14 protein-coding genes are annotated in these 16,668 nt (G+C 67.9%); 11 read left to right on the forward strand and 3 right to left on the reverse strand.

The genetic code is table 11. The features are described 5' to 3' along the window. Positions 1-64 precede the first annotated feature (64 nt). Both NNZ72_RS01090 and ctaD read left to right on the forward strand, forming a co-directional pair. Positions 65-706 (forward strand): 5-formyltetrahydrofolate cyclo-ligase, encoded by a 642-nt coding sequence (locus tag NNZ72_RS01090; protein ID WP_257311394.1) that lies wholly within the window; start codon positions 65-67, stop codon positions 704-706. A gap of 87 nt (positions 707-793) precedes the next feature. Beyond that, positions 794-2,389 carry a cytochrome c oxidase subunit I gene (gene ctaD, locus NNZ72_RS01095; protein ID WP_257311396.1) on the forward strand — a complete coding sequence of 532 codons (1,596 nt, stop codon included), beginning with the start codon at positions 794-796 and terminating at the stop codon, positions 2,387-2,389. A gap of 16 nt (positions 2,390-2,405) precedes the next feature. On the opposite strand, the gene NNZ72_RS01100 is transcribed toward ctaD, so the two are convergent. Continuing rightward, positions 2,406-3,845 carry a helix-turn-helix domain-containing protein gene (locus NNZ72_RS01100; RefSeq protein WP_257311399.1) on the reverse strand — a complete coding sequence of 480 codons (1,440 nt, stop codon included), beginning with the start codon at positions 3,843-3,845 and terminating at the stop codon, positions 2,406-2,408. A 146-nt stretch (positions 3,846-3,991) separates the two neighbouring features. On the opposite strand from NNZ72_RS01100, the gene NNZ72_RS01105 reads away from it, so the two are divergent. From NNZ72_RS01105 to scpA, 4 genes are read left to right on the forward strand one after another with little or no spacing between them, the layout of a single operon-like run. Continuing rightward, on the forward strand, positions 3,992-5,524 hold the full coding sequence (locus tag NNZ72_RS01105; protein WP_257311402.1) for an acyl-CoA carboxylase subunit beta: 1,533 nt from the start codon (positions 3,992-3,994) through the stop codon (positions 5,522-5,524). A gap of 9 nt (positions 5,525-5,533) precedes the next feature. After that, the gene (locus tag NNZ72_RS01110) at positions 5,534-5,815 is read left to right on the forward strand and encodes a hypothetical protein (RefSeq protein ID WP_257311404.1); all 282 of its coding nucleotides are present in this window, start codon (positions 5,534-5,536) and stop codon (positions 5,813-5,815) included. 25 nt (positions 5,816-5,840) lie between these two features. Continuing rightward, on the forward strand, positions 5,841-7,844 hold the full coding sequence (locus tag NNZ72_RS01115) for an acetyl-CoA carboxylase biotin carboxylase subunit (RefSeq protein WP_257311407.1): 2,004 nt from the start codon (positions 5,841-5,843) through the stop codon (positions 7,842-7,844). Further along, positions 7,844-9,970 (forward strand): methylmalonyl-CoA mutase, encoded by a 2,127-nt coding sequence (gene scpA / locus NNZ72_RS01120; RefSeq protein ID WP_257311636.1) that lies wholly within the window; start codon positions 7,844-7,846, stop codon positions 9,968-9,970. The genes NNZ72_RS01115 and scpA overlap by 1 nt, the downstream gene beginning before the upstream one ends. A gap of 28 nt (positions 9,971-9,998) precedes the next feature. On the opposite strand, the gene NNZ72_RS01125 is transcribed toward scpA, so the two are convergent. Together NNZ72_RS01125 and NNZ72_RS01130 are read right to left on the reverse strand one after the other, a co-directional pair. After that, on the reverse strand, positions 9,999-11,312 hold the full coding sequence (locus NNZ72_RS01125; protein ID WP_257311410.1) for a glutamine synthetase family protein: 1,314 nt from the start codon (positions 11,310-11,312) through the stop codon (positions 9,999-10,001). Next, positions 11,302-12,201 carry a MurR/RpiR family transcriptional regulator gene (locus tag NNZ72_RS01130; protein WP_257311412.1) on the reverse strand — a complete coding sequence of 300 codons (900 nt, stop codon included), beginning with the start codon at positions 12,199-12,201 and terminating at the stop codon, positions 11,302-11,304. The genes NNZ72_RS01125 and NNZ72_RS01130 overlap by 11 nt, the downstream gene beginning before the upstream one ends. Positions 12,202-12,352: 151 nt before the next feature. On the opposite strand from NNZ72_RS01130, the gene NNZ72_RS01135 reads away from it, so the two are divergent. From NNZ72_RS01135 to NNZ72_RS01155, 5 genes are all read left to right on the forward strand, one after another. Continuing rightward, positions 12,353-13,168: an N-formylglutamate amidohydrolase gene (locus NNZ72_RS01135; RefSeq protein WP_257311415.1), complete on the forward strand. Its 816-nt coding sequence runs from the start codon at positions 12,353-12,355 to the stop codon at positions 13,166-13,168. Beyond that, positions 13,158-13,808 carry a cysteine hydrolase family protein gene (locus NNZ72_RS01140; protein ID WP_257311418.1) on the forward strand — a complete coding sequence of 217 codons (651 nt, stop codon included), beginning with the start codon at positions 13,158-13,160 and terminating at the stop codon, positions 13,806-13,808. Before NNZ72_RS01135 ends, NNZ72_RS01140 begins: the two co-directional genes overlap by 11 nt. Positions 13,809-13,915: 107 nt before the next feature. Next, complete coding sequence (locus tag NNZ72_RS01145) at positions 13,916-15,088, forward strand: ABC transporter substrate-binding protein (RefSeq protein WP_257311421.1); 1,173 nt, start codon at positions 13,916-13,918, stop codon at positions 15,086-15,088. Positions 15,089-15,229: 141 nt separating this feature from the next. Then, on the forward strand, positions 15,230-15,964 hold the full coding sequence (locus tag NNZ72_RS01150; protein ID WP_257311424.1) for an ABC transporter ATP-binding protein: 735 nt from the start codon (positions 15,230-15,232) through the stop codon (positions 15,962-15,964). After that, on the forward strand, positions 15,957-16,664 hold the full coding sequence (locus NNZ72_RS01155) for an ABC transporter ATP-binding protein (protein ID WP_257311427.1): 708 nt from the start codon (positions 15,957-15,959) through the stop codon (positions 16,662-16,664). The genes NNZ72_RS01150 and NNZ72_RS01155 overlap by 8 nt, the downstream gene beginning before the upstream one ends. Positions 16,665-16,668 lie beyond the last annotated feature (4 nt).

Below are 16,668 nucleotides of genomic sequence, written 5' to 3' on the forward strand. Positions count from 1 at the left end.
TCCGTTTGCCTTCCTCTTTCCGCCTGCGCACACTCGCCTGTGACACGCAACGGGACCCCTGCCCATGCCGGACAACGCCGACATCGCCGACTATGCCTCGCCGCCGTGCTTCATGCACGAGCTGACGCCGGATTTCCGCGCGCCCGCGGCAGACGTCCCGGTCGACGTCGTGCGCTGGCGCAAGGCGGAGCGTGCGCGGCTGATCGAGGCGCGGCTTGCGCTTTCCGCCGACGAGCGGCAGGTCCGCTCGGAACGCATCGCCGGCCTGCTCGACCTCGTCATCGGCAAGTTCTCCGGCCGCATCCTCGGCGCCTACTGGCCGTTCCGCGGCGAGCCGGATCTCCGCAACTGGGCGATCCGGGCGATGGAGCGCGGCGGGCGCATCGCACTGCCGGTGGTGGTGGAGAAGGGCCGCCCGCTCGAATACCGTCTCTGGGCGCCCGGCGACCCGCTGGAGCGCGGCGTGTGGAACATCCTCGTGCCCGTGCGCGGCGAGGTCGTCCGGCCGGACGTGACGATCGCCCCGGTCGTCGGCTTCGACGCCGGGCACTACCGTCTCGGCTACGGCGGCGGCTTCTTCGACCGCACGCTCGCCGTCCTGCCGGCGAGCACGCTGAAGATCGGCGTCGGCTATGCCGAGAGCCGCATCCCGACGATCTACCCCCAGTCCCACGACATCCCCATGGACGTGATCGTCACGGACTGACGCAGGAGGCAGGACAGGCAGTTGCAGCCGCGGCATCGCCGATGCCGCGGGCCGACTTCGCCTGTCGCACAAGGAAAGGCGAAAACGATGTCGCAAACCACGCTCACCGAAGGCGACCACAGGCCGGGCTTTGCCGCCCGCTGGCTGTTTTCCACCAACCACAAGGACATCGGCACGCTCTATCTCCTGCTCTCCATGCTGTCGGGCATCCTCGGCACCGGACTGTCGGTGGCCCTGCGCATGGAGCTGCAGGAGCCGGGCCTGCAATTCTTCTCCGATCCCGGCGTCTACAACGTCGTCGTCAGCGCGCACGGGCTGGTGATGATCTTCTTCGTCATCATGCCGGCGCTGATCGGCGGCTTCGGCAACTGGTTCATCCCGATCATGATCGGCGCGCCGGACATGGCCTTCCCGCGCATGAACAACGTCTCGCTCTGGCTGCTCGTCGCCTCGCTCCTGCTCTTCGTGCTGTCGATGTTCGTGCCGGGGGCGGCGAACGTCGACGGCCACGGCGGCGGCTGGACGCTCTATCCGCCCTATTCCGGCGAGGGCCAGCCGGGGCCGGCGGTCGATTTCGTCATCCTTTCGATCCACCTTTCCGGCGCCTCCTCGATCCTCGGCGCGATCAACTTCATCACGACGATCCTCAACATGCGCGCGCCGGGCATGACGCTGCACAAGATGCCGCTCTTCGCCTGGTCGATGCTGGTCACCGCCTTCATGCTGCTGATCTCGCTGCCGGTGCTCGCCGGCGCCGTCACCATGCTGCTCACCGACCGCAACTTCGGCACGACCTTCTTCCAGCCCGCCGGCGGCGGCGACCCGATCCTCTACCAGCATCTCTTCTGGTTCTTCGGCCATCCGGAGGTCTACATCATGATCCTGCCGGCCTTCGGCATCATCAGCCACGTGGTCTCGACCTTCGCCCGCAAGCCGATCTTCGGCTATCTGGGCATGGCCTATGCGATGGTGGCGATCGGCGTCATCGGCTTCGTCGTCTGGGCGCACCACATGTTCACGGTCGGCATGTCGCTCGACTCGCAGCGCTACTTCGCCTTCGCCTCCATGGTCATCGCCGTGCCGACCGGCATCAAGGTCTTCTCCTGGATCGCGACGATGTGGGGCGGCTCGATCCGGTTCGCGACGCCGATGCTCTGGGCGACGGGCTTCGTGCTGCTCTTCACCATCGGCGGCGTCACCGGCGTCGTGCTCGCCAATCCCGGCGTCGACCGGGTGCTGCACGACACCTACTACGTCATCGCCCATTTCCACTACGTGCTGTCGCTCGGCGCCGCCTTCGCGATCTTCGCCGCGTGGTACTACTGGTTCCCGAAGATGAGCGGCTACATGATGAGCGAGACGCTCGGAAAACTGCACTTCTGGCTGACCTTCATCGGCGTCAACCTCGTCTTCTTCCCGCAGCACTTCCTGGGGCTCGCCGGCATGCCGCGCCGCTATGCCGACTATCCGGACGCCTATGCCGGCTGGAACCTCGTCTCCTCGGTCGGCTCCTACATCTCGGCGGCGGGCCTGCTCGTGTTCTTCGTCGCAGTGGCCGAGGCCTTCGCGCGCAAGCGCCGCGCGGAGGACAATCCCTGGGGCGTCGGCGCGACGACGCTCGAATGGACGCTGCCCTCGCCCGTGCCGTTCCACCAGTTCAGCGCCCTGCCGCTGATCCGCTGAGGCATGGCGTCCGCCGTCAGTCCTGGCCGTCCATCCCGCCGGGCGCGCGGATCGCATAGGGCAGCGTCCTGCGGACGTCGTGCTCGATGGTGAGGCGGCCCTTCAGCGGCGGCAGCGCGCGGCTTGCGCATTGCGCCCGCTCGCAGATGCGGCAGGAGATGCCGATCGGATCGTAGGCGGCGGCGTTGTTGAGGTCCATGTCGTCGGCATAGACGAAATTGGCGGCGTAGGAGATCTCGCAGCCGAGCGCCAGCGCGTAGTGCTGCTGCGGCTGGCGGAAACCGCGCCCGCCGCGCGAGACCTGCATGGAAAGACAGAGGTAGCACACGCCGTCCGGCGTCTCGGCGAGCTGCCGGTTGATGCGCCCGGGGCTCTCGAAGGCCTGGTGGGCGTTCCACAGCGGACAGGCCGCGCCGAAGCGGGCGAACTGCAGCCGGGTGGCGCTGTGGCGCTTGGTGATGTTGCCGGCCCGGTCGATGCGGGCGAAGAAGATGGGGATGCCCTTCTGGCCCGGCCGCTGCAGCGTCGACAGCCGATGGCAGACCTGCTCCAGGCTGGTGCCGAAGCGCGCGGCGAGCAGGTCGAGGTCGTGGCGGACCTCGCGGGCCGCCTCCATGAACCTGCGGTAGGGCAGGAGAAGCGCCCCGGCGAAATAGTTGTGCAGGCCGATGCGACAGATCTCGTAGGCCTCGGCCGTGCGAAAGCCCGCGGCGGCGGCAACACCGTCGACGACGTCGCCCGCGTGCAGCTGCGCGATCTGCAGCGCGATCTGGAAATTGCGCGTGGAGGCCGGAAGGTAGGAGTTGAGCGTCAGCACCCGGGCCTCGCGGTCATAGGCGCGGATGAGGTCCGGATCGTGCGCCGCGCGCGCGATGCGCACGCCGTAGTGCCGCTCGAGATAGACGGCAAGCATCGCGCCCGGGTCGACGTCGCCGATGCCGATATGGGCGGCAAGCCGCTCGGCGAGCGGATCGAGCTCGCCGATGTAGTTGTCGACGAAGTGGAAGAAGTCGCGCACCTCCTCGTAGGTCGTCGCCTCGACGGCGGCCGGCCCGCGCCCGAGCGTGTCGTTGATGCTGGCGAGTTGCTCGGAATTGTGGCGATAGGCCCGGTGCGCCGTGATCAGCGCATGAGCGAGGCCGGGCGCGTTCTGGGCGACGAGCTTCAGCTCCTGCAGGCTCGGCGTGTAGCCGTCGAAGAGCGAGTCCGTCAGCGTCTCCGACAGCGCCGAGATCAGCCTGTCGTCCTCGCCGCCGGAAAGGTCGGAAAGGTCGATGCGGAACTTCTCCGCCAGCGCCAGCAGCACGCCGGCCGAGACGGGACGCTGGTTGTTCTCGATCTGGTTGAGGTAGGAGACGGAAATGCCGAGGCGCTCGGCGAACTGCGCCTGCGTGGTGCGGTTCGCCTGGCGGAGATCGCGCACCCTGCGCCCGATATAGAGCTTGCCCGTGGCCATGTTTGCAACTTTGCAATATTGATTTGCAAATTGTGTAATGCCTGCATATCCACCCGATCAAGCGTTCTTTTTTGTCGCGGCGGATTCTAAGCAGGATCGATCCCGGTTGCGGCACCGCCCGGGCAGGCAGCAACGGACGGACACCCATGCGCGCAATCCTCGACCAACTCGAAGCCCGCCGGCAGGCGGCCCGGCTCGGCGGCGGCGAAGGCCGCATCGCCGCCCAGCATGCCAAGGGCAAGCTCACCGCCCGCGAGCGCATCGACGTGCTCCTCGACGAAGGCTCCTTCGAGGAGTACGACATGTACGTCACCCACCGCGCCGTCGACTTCGGCATGGCGGGGCAGACGGTCGCCGGCGACGGCGTCGTCACCGGCTGGGGCACGATCAACGGCCGGCAGGTCTACGTCTTCTCGCAGGACTTCACCGTCTTCGGCGGCTCGCTGTCGGAAACCCATGCCCAGAAGATCTGCAAGATCATGGACATGGCGGTCCGCAACGGCGCTCCGGTCATCGGCCTCAACGATTCCGGCGGCGCGCGCATCCAGGAGGGCGTCGCCTCGCTCGCCGGTTATGCGGAGGTGTTCCGGCGCAACGTGGAGGCCTCCGGCGTCATCCCGCAGATCTCCGTCATCATGGGCCCGTGCGCGGGCGGCGCCGTCTATTCGCCGGCGATGACCGACTTCATCTTCATGGTGCGCGACACGTCCTACATGTTCGTGACGGGTCCGGACGTGGTGAAGACCGTGACGAACGAGATCGTCACCGCCGAGGAACTGGGGGGTGCCGGCACCCACACGAAGAAATCCTCCGTCGCCGACGCTGCCTTCGAGAACGACGTCGAGACGCTGGAGCAGGTCCGCCTGCTGTTCGACTTCCTGCCGCTCAACAACCGTGAGAAGCCGCCCGTCCGCCCCTTCTTCGACGATCCGGCACGCCTGGAGATGCGGCTCGACACGCTGGTGCCGGAGAGTTCGACCAAGCCCTACGACATGAAGGAGCTGATCCTCGCGCTGGCCGACGAGGGCGATTTCTTCGAGATCCAGGAGGCCTTCGCGCGGAACATCGTCACCGGCTTCATCCGGCTGGAGGGCCAGACCGTCGGGGTGGTCGCCAACCAGCCGATGGTCCTTGCCGGCTGCCTCGACATCGATTCCTCGCGCAAGGCGGCCCGCTTCGTGCGCTTCTGCGACGCCTTCAACATCCCGATCCTGACGCTGGTCGACGTGCCGGGCTTCCTGCCGGGCACGGCGCAGGAATACGGCGGCGTCATCAAGCACGGCGCGAAGCTGCTCTTCGCCTATTCGGAGGCGACCGTGCCGATGGTGACGCTGATCACCCGCAAGGCCTATGGCGGCGCCTACGACGTCATGGCCTCCAAGCATATCGGCGCGGACGTCAACTATGCCTGGCCGACGGCCGAGATCGCCGTGATGGGCGCGAAGGGGGCGGCGGAAATCCTCTACCGGTCCGACCTGTCCGACCCGCAGAAGATCGCCGCGCGGCAGCACGAATACGAGGAGCGCTTCGCCAACCCCTTCGTCGCCGCCGAACGCGGCTTCATCGACGAGGTGATCATGCCGCATTCCTCGCGCCGCCGCATCGCCCGCGCCTTCGCCGCGCTGCGCAACAAGCAGGCGACGACGCACTGGAAGAAGCACGACACCATCCCGCTGTAGGGGCCGACGATGGAGAAGCCGGAACTGACGCCCGAGGAGGCGCGCAAGGACCACTGGCGCATGCTGCGCTTCATGGCGCTGAACGCGGCGCTCGGCAGCCTGGTCGGCGCGGCGACCGCCGCGGCCGTGATCCTGCTCGACGTCGGCGGCATCGGCACGCGCATCGCGCACGCCGCGAACCCGGTCATGCCGGTGCTGCTGCTCGTCGTGCCCTTCGCCTCGCTCTTCGGCGGGGCGGCGACGGCCTCGGCCATCCTCATGATGCCTTACGAAAAGAAATACAGAGATTGACGATACGGGGACTGGAAAACACCGGATGTTCAAGAAAATCCTGATCGCCAACCGCGGCGAGATCGCGCTGCGCGTCATGCGCACCGCAAAGAAGCTCGGCATCGCCACCGTCGCCGTCTATTCCGACGCCGACCGTGACGCGCTGCACGTGCGCGAGGCGGACGAGGCCGTGCATATCGGCCCCGCGCCCTCCTCGCAGTCCTATATCGTCATCGACAACATCCTCGAGGCGATCCGCCGGACGGGCGCGGACGCCGTCCACCCCGGCTACGGCTTCCTCTCGGAAAACGCCGCCTTCGCCGCCGCCCTGGAAAGGGAGGGCATCGCCTTCATCGGCCCGCCGGTCGGCGCGATCGAGGCGATGGGCGACAAGATCACCTCGAAGAAGATCGCGGCCGAGGCCGGCGTCAACACGGTGCCGGGCCACATGGGCCTGATCGAGGACGCCGACGAGGCGGTGGCGATCGCCGCCGCCATCGGCTATCCGGTGATGATCAAGGCGTCCGCCGGCGGCGGCGGCAAGGGCATGCGCATCGCCTGGAACGACGCCGAGGCGCGCGAAGGCTTCCGCGCCTCGAAGAACGAGGCGAAGAGCTCCTTCGGCGACGACCGCATCTTCATCGAGAAGTTCGTGACGCAGCCGCGCCACATCGAGATCCAGGTGCTCGGCGACAGGCACGGCAACACGCTCTATCTCGGCGAGCGGGAATGCTCCATCCAGCGGCGCAACCAGAAGGTCGTGGAGGAGGCGCCCTCCCCGTTCCTCGACGCCGCCACCCGCAGGGCCATGGGCGAGCAGGCCGTGGCGCTGGCGAAGGCCGTCGGCTACCATTCCGCCGGCACCGTGGAATTCATCGTCGACGGCGAGCGCAACTTCTACTTCCTCGAGATGAACACGCGCCTGCAGGTCGAGCACCCGGTGACCGAGCTCGTCACCGGCATCGACCTCGTCGAGCAGATGATCCGCGTGGCGGCGGGCGAGCCCCTCGCCTTCGGGCAGGACGACGTGCGGCTTGACGGCTGGGCGATCGAAAGCCGCCTCTATGCCGAGGACCCCTACCGCAACTTCCTGCCGTCCATCGGCCGCCTCACGCGCTACCGCCCGCCGGCCGAAGGCCCGCAGCCGGACGGCACCGCCGTGCGCAACGACACCGGCGTCTACGAGGGCGGCGAGATCTCGATGTATTACGACCCGATGGTCGCCAAGCTCTGCACCTGGGCGCCGGACCGTCTCGCCGCCATCGAGGCCATGGCGAAGGCGCTCGACGACTTCGAGGTCGAGGGCATCGGCCACAACCTGCCGTTCCTGTCCGCCGTCATGGGGCATGCCCGCTTCCGCGCCGGCCACCTGACGACCGCCTTCATCGCCGAGGAGTTTCCGGACGGCTTCCGGGGCGTGGTGCCCGGCGAGGACGATGCCCTGCGGCTTACGGCCATCGCCGCCTTCGTCCACCGGACGGTGCAGGAACGCGCCGCCCATATTTCCGGCACGATCGGCAACCATCGTCGCGTCGTCGGCCGGGAATGGGTCGCCAGCTTCGGCGGAAACGACTATCCGGTGACGCTGGAAAGCCTGCCGGACGGCATCCATGCCCGCTTCGACGGCGGCAGGACGCTCACAATCGCCGGGGACTGGACGCCGGGCCGTCGCCACGCGGTCTTCCTCGTCGGCGGCACGCGGATCGGCGCCAAGGTGGACCTGTCGGGATCGGCCATCCGCCTGCGCTGGCGCGGCATGGACGCGACCGTGCGCGTGCGCAGCCCCCGGGTCGCCGCCCTCGCGCGGCTGATGCCGGAGCGCCAGCCGCCGGACACGTCGAAGCTGCTGCTCTGCCCGATGCCCGGCGTCGTCACCGCCGTCTTCGTCTCGGAAGGCGAGACGGTGGAGGCCGGGCAGCCGCTCGCCGCGGTGGAGGCGATGAAGATGGAAAACATGATGAAGGCGGAGCGGAGCGGCACGGTCAAGCGCATCGCTGTGCGCCCCGGCCAGAGCCTCGCCGTGGACGAAACGATCCTGGAGTTCGAATGATGGCCGACAAGACGCTGGATGACTGGGCCGGGCTGGCCGAGAAGGAGCTCCGGGCCTCGCCGGAGGACCTGCGGTGGCGGACGCCGGAGGGGATTTGCGTGAAGCCGGTCTACACGGCGGAGGACCTTGCCGGCGTTGAGCATCTGGGGTCGCTGCCGGGCTTCCCGCCCTTCGTGCGCGGCCCGCGCGCGACGATGTATGCCGGCCGGCCGTGGACGATCCGGCAATATGCCGGCTTCTCGACGGCCGAGGCCTCCAACACCTTCTACCGCAAGGCGCTCGCCGCCGGCCAGCAGGGCGTCTCCGTCGCCTTCGACCTCGCCACCCACCGCGGCTACGACAGCGACCATCCGCGCGTCGAGGGCGACGTCGGCAAGGCGGGGGTCGCCATCGACTCGGTCGAGGACATGAAGATCCTGTTCTCCGGCATCCCGCTCGAAAAGATCTCCGTCTCGATGACCATGAACGGCGCGGTGATCCCGATCCTCGCGAGTTTCATCGTCGCCGGCGAGGAACAGGGCGTGCCGCGCGCGGCGCTCTCGGGCACGATCCAGAACGACATCCTCAAGGAGTTCATGGTCCGCAACACCTATATCTACCCGCCCGAGCCGTCGATGCGCATCGTCGCCGACATCATCGACTACACGGCGCACGAGATGCCGAAGTTCAACTCCATCTCGATCTCCGGCTACCACATGCAGGAGGCGGGCGCGACGCTGCTGCAGGAGCTCGCCTTCACCATCGCCGACGGGCGCGAATACGTCCGCGCGGCCATCGCCAAGGGGCTCGACGTCGACGACTTCGCGGGCAGGCTCTCGTTCTTCTTCGCCATCGGCATGAACTTCTTCATGGAGGCGGCGAAGCTGCGCGCGGCACGGCTCCTGTGGGACCGGGTGATGGACGAGTTCCAGCCGAAGAAGGCCTCCTCGCGCATGCTGCGCACCCATTGCCAGACCTCGGGCGTGTCGCTGCAGGAGCAGGACCCCTACAACAACATCGTGCGCACCGCCTTCGAGGCGATGTCGGCCGTGCTCGGCGGCACGCAGTCGCTGCACACCAATTCCTTCGACGAGGCGATCGCGCTGCCGACGGAGTTCTCCGCCCGCATCGCCCGCAACACGCAGCTCATCCTGCAGCACGAGACGGGCGTGACCAGGGTGGTCGACCCGCTCGCCGGCTCCTACTACGTCGAGAGCCTCACCCACGAGCTCGCCGAGAAGGCCTGGGCGCTGATCGGCGAGGTCGAGGCGCTGGGCGGCATGACCAAGGCGGTGATCGAGGGCCTGCCGAAGCGGATGATCGAGGAGGCGGCGACGCGGCGGCAGGCGGCGGTGGACCGCGGCGACGAGGTGATCGTCGGCGTCAACCGCTACCGGCTGGAGGACGAGCAGCCGATCGACATCCTGGAGATCGACAATTCCGCGGTCAGAGCCGCGCAGATCCGCCGGCTGGAGGACATCCGCCGGCGGCGCGACAGCGCCGCGGTGGCGGAAACGCTCGCCGCATTGGAGACGGTCGCGGCGACCGGCGAGGGCAACCTGCTGGAGGCGGCCGTGGCGGCGGCGCGCGCGCGGGCGACCGTCGGGGAGATATCGGATGCCATGCGCCGGGCCTTCGGCGACCACGCGGCGGTGCCGGAGGTGGTGGGCGACATCTACGGCGCCTCCTACGGCGAGGACCCGGAATACCGCACGCTGGTCTCGCGCGTTGCGGCGCGCGGGCGCAAGCCGCGGATCATGGTCGCCAAGCTGGGGCAGGACGGCCACGACCGCGGGGCGAAGGTGATCGCGTCGGCCTTCGGTGACCTCGGCTTCGAGGTGGTGGTGGGCCCGCTGTTCCAGACGCCGGAGGAAGCCGCCGAGCTCGCCGCGCGCGAGAAGGTGGAGGTGGTCGGCATGTCGTCGCTCGCCGCCGGCCACAAGACGCTCGCCCCGCAGCTCGTCGAGGCGCTGCGCGCCCGCGGGGCGGACAACGTGGTGGTCGTCGTCGGCGGCGTCATCCCGCGGCAGGACTACGACTTCCTGCTCGGCCACGGCGTCGCCGCCGTGTTCGGGCCGGGCACGAACGTGCTCGACGCCGCCAACGCGGTCCTCGACATCGTCGACGGCAGGAACAGGAACATGTGACGGCGGCGCGCGGCCGCCGCCGGATGGCTCAGTAGACGCTCTCGTAGGCCGCGCAGATCTCGGCCTGCGTCTTGCCGGCGAGCCAGGCGATCTCGCCTTCCTTGTGCTTGACGTAGACGTCGGCGAAGCCCTCCGGGAACCAGCCGCAGACCGTGGCATTGCCCCGGAAGCGCCGGAGCGCCGCCTCCAGCGTCTGCGGCAGGCGCACGTAGCCGCGTGCGGCGAGCCCTTCGACGCTCAGCAGCGACAGGTCCTCCTGCGTCGCCTCCGGCACGGCAAGCCCCTCCTCGATCCCCTGCACGCCGGCGTGGACGATGGCCGCCAGCGTCAGGTGCGGGTTGGCGGCCGCGTCGGCGGCGCGGAACTCGAAGTTGAACTGGGCGGCGCGGGCGATGTCGCTGATGTCGGAGACCGGGCAGATGCGCACCGACGCCTCGCGGTCGCGGAAGCCGAGATTGTTGAAGGCGGCACTCCAGCGGTGCGGCGTCAGCCGCAGGTAGGAGACGACGCTCGGCGCGGTGATGGCGATGATCGAGTCGAGATATTTCAGGATGCCGGCGACGAACTTTCCCGCGACATCCGAGAGCTCGTGCTTGCCGTCCGGGTCGTAGGTGACGGGATTGCCGGCCTCGTCCAGCATGCTCATGTGCACGTGCACGCCGTTGCCGACGCCGGCCGGGTCGCGGATCGGCGTGAAGGTCGGCTCGTAGCCGAGCTCGCGGGCGACGAGGCCGACGAGCTCGCGGGTGATCAGCGAATGATCGGCGATGGTGACGCCCTTCTGCGGCCCCATCGTCACCTCGAACTGGCCGGCGCCGAATTCCTTGAGGATCGTGTCCGGCGTGACGCCCGCCTCGCGCATCGCCGCGACGATCGCCTCGCAGAAATGCCGCTCCTCCTGGAAGCCGCCGAGCGTGAAGGCCTTGCCGATATCGGAAACGAGGTGCTTGATCTGGAACTCGTGCTCGAAGGCGCCGTAGAGCGTGACGCCCGCCGCCCGCTGCAGGCGCTGCAGCGCGGCCTCGAGGATCGAGCGCGTGCAGAACTCCCACGGCCGGCCGTCGGTATAGCGGATGTTGCCGAGGACGAAGTTCTCGTTCGGCGCGCCCTCCTCGCTCTCGATGCTGACGCGCGTCGAGGGATCGGGGATCAGCACGAGATCGCCGAGCGAGCCGAAGGGGCTCTCGCCGATATTGTCGAAGCAGGTGATCTGCACGTTGGTCGGCGTCCAGCCGACGCCGCGCTTCAGGCGCTTGTCCATCTGGGCGAGCGGAAAGGCCTTGCCGCGCACCTTGCCCGAAAGGTCGCCACAGCAGGCGACCATCATTTCCTCACGTTTCATCGGCGTCCCCGTTGATCCTGTCCTGGTCGTAGCCCGGCATCGCGAAGCGGATGCCGTCCCAATCCCTGATGCGTTTCTGCGTGGCTTCCCAATCGGCTTCCGAGACGCGCACGATCAGCGCCTCGACGAGCGCGATCGCCGCCGCCACCGTGTCCCAAGCCGTGCCGGCGTCGATCGGCAGCGTGACGATATGGTCGGCGCTGCGGGCGGAGGGCGACATCCACTTGTCGGTGACGACGACGATGGTGGCGCCGCGCTTCTCCGCGATCGTCTCGGCGAGCCGCGCGAGGCTCAGTTGGTAGCGCCGGAAGTCGAAGAGGACCACGACGTCCTTGCGGCGCATGCGCAGCACGTGCTCCGGCCAGAATTCCGGATTGTCGGCCATGTGGTAGATGCCGCTGCGGATCTGCCGGAGATGGATGGAGAGGAAGGAGGCGATGCTGTCGCTGACGCGCCCGCCGAGCAGGAAGACGTTGCGCGACGGATCGGCGATGAGGTCGGCGAGGATGTCGAACTGCGCCTGCGAGACCGTCGCCGTCATGTCGCGCATGACGGCGGAGATGCGCGTGACGTATTCCGACAGGAATTCCGAATGGCCGACCGGCTTCTGGCTGGATTTCAGGTCGAGCGGCGAGCGCTGCCCCTCCTTCAGCTCGGCGATGAGCTGGCGCTGCAGGTCTTGGAAGCCGCCGCAGCCGATCTTGCTGACGAAGCGGGTGATGGACGGCGCGCTGACGCCCGTCTTCGCCGCCAGCTCCTGGATGCTTTCAAGTCCGGTGAAGGGGTAATCGGCGAGGATCGCATTGGCGATCTTGCGCTCGCTCGCGGTGAGCTGTGCCGCGGCGTCGCGTATTCTCGTGCGGATCGTCGACGACTTCGCATCGTTCATCGGCAGCGTTTTCCCCGTTGTTGAAACGAATATTCGCGCTCTGAAAAAAATTAGTCAAACGGAAAAATCGGATTGACTATGATCGAAAAATTTCCTTGACTGCTCGCCATACGGGCCGCGCTCCGCAAGGGCGCATGACGGGTCATTGTCCATGCTGAGCTTCGCAGATCGCGAGACGACGAGATTGCTGCAGGCGGGTGATCCGGCCCCGGTGGAATGGATCAATCCCGCGGGCGCATCGCCCTTCTTCCTGACCTGCGAACATGCCGGCCGCGCCGTTCCGGCGGCTCTCGGCGATCTCGGCGTCGCGGCGGCGGAGATGGACCGGCACATCGCCTACGACGTCGGGGCGGAGGGCGTGGCCCGCGCGCTTTCGGCGCGCCTCGACGCCGCCCTCGTCCTGCAGCGCTACAGCCGGCTCGTCATCGACTGCAACCGCCCGCTGGAGGCTCGGGACTGCGTCGTCGCGCTCAGCGACGGCACCGCCGTCCCCGTCAATGCCGACATATCCGACCGGGAGCGGCGCCGCCGCTACGTCGAGATCCACCAGCCGCTGCACGAGGCGGTCGCCGTGGCGCTCACCCAGCGCCAGGCGGCCGGCCGGCCGACGCTGCTCGTCTCGGTGCACAGCTTCACGCCCGTCATGCGCGCGACCGGCGCCGTGCGGGATTTCGAGCTGGGCCTCCTCTACAACCGCGACGCCCGCCTTGCCGAGCGGCTGGCGGAAACCTTCCGCGCCGCCAATCCGGACGTCGCCGTCAGGCTCAACGAGCCCTATGCGGTCGACGACGTCTCCGACTACACGATCCCCGTGCACGGCGAGCGGCGCGGCATCCCGCACGTGCTCCTCGAAGTGCGCAACGACCTCATCGCCGACGCAGGCGGGCAGGAGGAATGGGCCGAGCGCCTCGCCGCCCCCCTCCGCCTCGCCGCAGACATCCTGAAGGAAACGCCCGATGGCCGCTGACCATCCGACCACCCGCGACCTGCCGCTCGATCCGGCCGCCTCGGCCATCCTCTTCATCGACGTGCAGAACTTCTCCGTGCGCCGCGAGGGCGGGGAGTTCAAGGACGTCTCCGACGCCGACATCGCCGGCAAGTACGGCTACTATTTCAAGCGCATCCACGAGGTGGCGATCCCGAACATGCAGCGGCTCCTGCACGGCTTCCGCAGGGCCGGCATCGAGGTGCTGCACACGACGATCGAGAGCCTGACGAAGGACGGCCGCGACCGCGGCCTCGACTACAAGATCACCGGCTTCAACGTGCCGAAGGGCTCCTGGGACGGCAAGGTCATCGACGAGCTCGCGCCGCTGGAGGACGAGATCGTCTTCCCGAAGAGCTCCTCCAGCGTCTTCGTCTCGACCCATATCGACTACGTGCTGCGCAATCTCGGCGTGAGACAACTTGTGCTTTGTGGCCTTTTGACCGACCAGTGCGTGGAATCGGCCATCCGCGACGCCTGCGACCTCAACTACCTGGTGACGCTGGTGCCGGACGCCTGCGGCACCTACTCGCAGGAGCGCCACGACACGTCGCTCCGCGCGATCAAGGGCTATTGCCGGCAGGTCTCGACGGATGCGCTGTTGAAGGAGATCGGGCAGTAGGACGCCCGAAACGAGGAAACACAGGCAAGCGGACCGAGAACAAGACCGAAAAGGCCCGGCCGCTTGAGAGTTCACTGCCGAAAGGCATCGCAAAAAGGGGAACGACCATGATGAAGACTTCCAAACTGCTTCTGGCGGCGGCGAGCCTCGCGCTTGCCGGTTCAGCGGCTTTCGCCGACGACGACAAGATCGTCATCGGCGGCGCGCTGTCGATGACGGGCATCCAGGCCCCGCTCGACACGCCCGGCTACAACGGCGCGCTCGTCGCCGTGAAATATCTCAACGACAACGGCGGCGTGCTCGGCAAGCAGGTCGAGTTCATCAACATCGACGGCAAGTCCGATCCGGTGACGGTCGGCAACGTCGCCGTCGAGCTGATCGACAAGGGCGCCCAGGTCATCGTCGCACCCTGCGACTTCGACTTCGGCTCGCCGGCGAGCCGCGAGGCGCAGTCGGCCGGCCTCGTCGGCATCTCGACCTGCGCCTCCGACCCGCTCTATTCGTCCTGGTCGCTCGGCGACAAGCAGTTCACGCTCTCCATGTGGAACACCACGATGGGCGCGACGGCCGCCGACTTCGCGGTGAAGGAGAAGGGCTGGAAGACGGCCTATGTCGTCACCGACCAGTTCATCGCCTATACCAAGTCGCTGTCGAAATATTTCGTCGAGCAGTTCAAGGCCGACGGCGGCGAGATCCTGCTGGAAGACACCTACACGAACGGCGACAACAACTTCTCCGCCCAGCTCGCGCGCCTGCAGGCGCTCGGCAAGAAGCCGGACGTGATCTTCGTCTCCTCCTACGGCACGGATATCGGCGTGATCATCCGCGCGCTGCGCGAGGTCGGCTACGATGCGCCGGTGCTCGGCGGCGACGCCTATGACGACCCGGCGATGCACGAGGCGCTCGGCGAGAAATTCGGCAACGACGTCTATTTCGTCACGCATACCTGGATGGGGCCGGAAGCGCATCCGGACATGCCGAAGTTCATCGAGCTCTACACCGCCATGCACGGCAAGGCGCCGGACACGTCCTTCGTCTCCACCGGCTGGGATACGATCATGATGATCGCCGAGGCGATCAAGGCGGCCGGCTCGACCGACGGCGCGGCGCTTGCCAAGGCGCTCGAGGACGGCCAGTTCAAGCTGCTCACCGGCGACCTCGACTACGGCACGGCGGAGGAAGGCCACGTGCCGAACAAGGCCGCGGCGGTGATCGAGCTCAAGGGCGGCAAGCCGAGCTTCGTCGGATGGCGCAAGCCCGAGTCCCTGCCGAAGCCCTGACCGGACATTCCGGGCCGGCCATGCGCACGCCCCTTCCAATCGGGATCGATTTCGGGGAAGGTCTATGCGCGAACTGAACGTGCTACGGCGTCGCGCAATGCGCGGCGCCGCAGAGACCTGCACACGACTTCCGGAAAAGCCATGACTGAAATGCGTCTTGCGGTAAACGACGTGTCGGTGGAATTCACCGGCCTTCGCGCACTCGACCATGTAACGCTCACGGTCGCGACCGGCGAGGTGGTCGGCCTCATCGGGCCGAACGGCTCCGGCAAGACGACCCTGATCAACGCCATCACCGGCCAGGTGAAGCTCGCGGGCGGCACGATCACCGCCGGCGACGTCACCCTTTCCGGGCTTTCGCCGCGCGAGATCGCGCTCGCCGGCGTCAGCCGCTCCTTCCAGATCGTCCGGCTGTTCAACACGATGACGGTGCTGGAGAATGTCGAGGCCGCGGCACTCGCGAAAGGCGCCTCCCGCGCCGTCGCAACCGAGCGCGCAAACGGCCTGCTCGCCGAGCTCGGCCTGACGGCGAAGGCCGACGAGCTCGGCGACAGCCTGAGCTACGGCGACAAGCGCCGCGTCGAGATCGCCCGCGCGCTCGCCGCCGAGCCGCGCTTCCTGCTGCTCGACGAGCCCGCCGCCGGCATGAACGACGCGGAGACCGACACGCTGCTGCACACGCTCGCCGAGCTGCCGAAGACGCGCGGCCTCGGCCTTCTCATCATCGACCACGACATGGGGCTGATCATGCGCCTCTGCCACCGGCTGCACGTGCTCGCCTCCGGCCGCACCATCGCCGAAGGGGATGCCGCCCATGTCCGCAGCCACCCGGCCGTCATCGAGGCCTATCTCGGCAAGGGGGCGGCCCATGCTTGACGTCCGCGACCTCTCCGTCAGCTACGGCACGATCCGCGCCGTGCGCGGCATCAGCTTCACGGTCGGCAAGGGCGAGCTGGTGAGCCTGCTCGGCGCCAACGGCGCCGGCAAATCCTCGACCATCAAGTGCATCGCCGGCGCGCTGAAGGCCTCCGGCGGCACGATCACGCTCGACGGCCGCGACATCACCGCGGCGAGCCCCGAGCAGGTCGTGCGCGCGGGGCTCGCCACCGTGCCGGAGACCCGCGACGTCTTCCCGGACCTGACGGTTTCGGAAAACCTCATGCTCGGCGCCTACATCCACCGCCGCGATCCGGCCGGCAACCGCGAGAACCTCGACCGGCTGCACACGCTCTTTCCCCGCCTTGCCGAGCGCGCGCACCAGCCGGCCGGCACGCTTTCCGGCGGCGAGCAGCAGATGCTCGTCATCGCCCGCGCGCTGATGTCGCGGCCGGGCGTGCTGCTGCTGGACGAACCCTCGCTCGGCCTCGCGCCGGCGATCGTCGAGCGCATCTTCGAGATGATCGAGACGCTGAAGAAGTCCGGCCTGACCATCCTGCTCGTCGAGCAGAACGTGAACCAGGCGCTCGCCGTCGCCGACCGCGCCTATGTGATGCGGCTCGGCGCCATCGTCGCTGCCGGCACGGCCGACGAGATCCGTTCCACCAGCGATCTCAGCGCGCATTACCTGGGAGGCTGAGGCC

This window comes from Shinella pollutisoli (assembly GCF_024609765.1).
Classification (GTDB): Bacteria; Pseudomonadota; Alphaproteobacteria; order Rhizobiales; family Rhizobiaceae; genus Shinella; species Shinella pollutisoli.